At 66.8% G+C, this 1,830-nt stretch carries 2 protein-coding genes; both read right to left on the bottom strand.

Annotated elements, in window-relative coordinates; translation table 11 throughout:
- Nucleotides 1-599, bottom strand: a 599-nt coding sequence (locus ACE3TU_RS21980) for a glycosyltransferase family 2 protein (RefSeq protein ID WP_374627985.1), incomplete at its 3' end; no start/stop codon positions are given.
- Nucleotides 600-669: 70 nt separating this feature from the next.
- Nucleotides 670-1,593 carry a polysaccharide deacetylase family protein gene (locus ACE3TU_RS21985; protein WP_374627986.1) on the bottom strand — a complete coding sequence of 308 codons (924 nt, stop codon included), beginning with the start codon at nt 1,591-1,593 and terminating at the stop codon, nt 670-672.
- Between the last annotated feature and the right edge of the window lie 237 nt (nt 1,594-1,830).

The following is a 1,830-nucleotide window of genomic DNA, read 5'->3' on the forward strand; positions in this document are numbered from 1 at the left end:
AGGAACTCCGTCTCGCTGCCCATTCGGTAGCTGCGAACGGTGCGGTTCGGCCCGATCGCCTCGTCGAAGCGGAAGCCGGCGTCGAATACGGTTCGGCGCACCGCCATGTTGCCGCCGTAGATCTCGCCCGGCTCGGTCGGTCCCTCCGGCAGGTCCCTCGCGCCGAACATCCGCGCATGGTACCGCCGATCCCTGAGCAGCCAGCGGGGCGGCGGCACATCGAATTCGGGGACAATGCGGCCGCCCAGGAGGGCGTATTCGGTACCCTCTACCAGATAGCGGCTCCAGGCCTGCAGAAACTGGCCATCGACCAGAACGTCATCGTCCACCATGACGATGAGCTCGCCATCGCAGGCTGCCAGCCCGGCGTTCAGGGCGGCGTTCTTCCCGGGGGTAGGCTGTGAGACGATGCGGAGCGGCAGTCTCGCCGCATAGGCGCTGAGAATGGCGCCGGTGCCGTCCGTGCTGCCGTTGTCCACGACCACCATCTGCCATGGCGTGGCCGGCGACTCGGCGGCTGCAATGGACGCAAGGGTTCCCCCGAGCACGGCTTCGCCGTTGCGCGTGGCGGCAAGCAGGGTAAGCCTGGGGGCTGTCACCGGGCGAGACCACGCCGGCCTGTCAGGGTGGCGCTACTTGGGGATCCTTGGCAAGTCGGGGGCATCTCGATCATCCGCGACGGCTCCTTCCACCTCTCAAGAGCTGCTTCATCGCGACGCGCCAGCCCCGACGCTCCGGTTGCGACCGGGGGACGGCACCGAACCATGGCTGCCGCAACCTAGCTCGTGCCACGATGTCGTCGGTGATGTCGAGACGGTTGACGAGGTCGGGGGCAAGCGGACCCACCGGTCTGGTACCATCGACCAGCATGCAGGTCCCGGGCAGGCGGGTGAGGACTTCCGGAGGCGGCGTGACAAGACCGAAAGGGACGGCATAGCTCGTGATGCGCTGGCTGGTGGCGTCCTCCAGCCAGCGTTGCGCCATTGAGATATCGTTCCAGAGTTGATCGGGCGACATTGCCGCAATGTCGGTGTGCGACCATCCGTGATTGCCGATCTGGACGCCTGCCGACGTCAGCCGCGACAGGGTCTGAGGGTCGATCGCGCGCACGCCGGCCGGTACATCGGGCCAGTCGAGGTCCCATCGCTCCAGGAAGGCGCGCATCGCCCCATCGAGCGCCGGCCCATCGAGGGCCGCTATCTGTGCACGCGTCTCCTGCCTGAGCTGGAGGAAATGCGGCGACCTCCAGCTGGCCCGTGGATCAGTCTTCCGCGCACGTTCCACCAGCCGGTCGATAGCGATGCCGAGGATCGTGAAGAAGTACGGGGTCTGCGCGATGATCTGGTGGGGATTGAGGAACAGGGTGACATCGTGGCCTCGTCCCCTGGCAAGCAGGGCGGCTTCCGCGGCGGCCATGGTGGAGTCGTCGATCGTCAGCGCGATGTCGTCGGGGCCGCAGGATTCCGCCGGGACATACCTGCTGGTCAGCCTGTCGAGAAAGCCGCTGAACGCCACGGTCGGCACGTAGAGCCGATCCAGCCTGCTGTCGACGCTCCAGTCGGCCAGGACTCCGTGAAAGACGTGGATCGGCAACCGCTTCGTTTCCTGCTGGCGGCCCAATCTCGGCCGTGACGACGGCTAAGGACGGAACAGTTTTTCGGAAAATGCAAGCAAAACAAGGCGGATGCCGGTCGCTGCCGGGCCGGCCGGGGGAGAGCCCCGGGATCCGGCGCCCCCGTTGAGCATTCTGCGGGATCGCCCAGACGCGACGGCCGCGGACGCAGACGTCGTGCCGGTTCCCGGGCTAGAACAGGAAATCCTCGACGCCCT

Origin of the sequence: Devosia sp., assembly GCF_041917035.1 — a bacterium.
GTDB lineage: Bacteria > Pseudomonadota > Alphaproteobacteria > Rhizobiales > Devosiaceae > Devosia_A.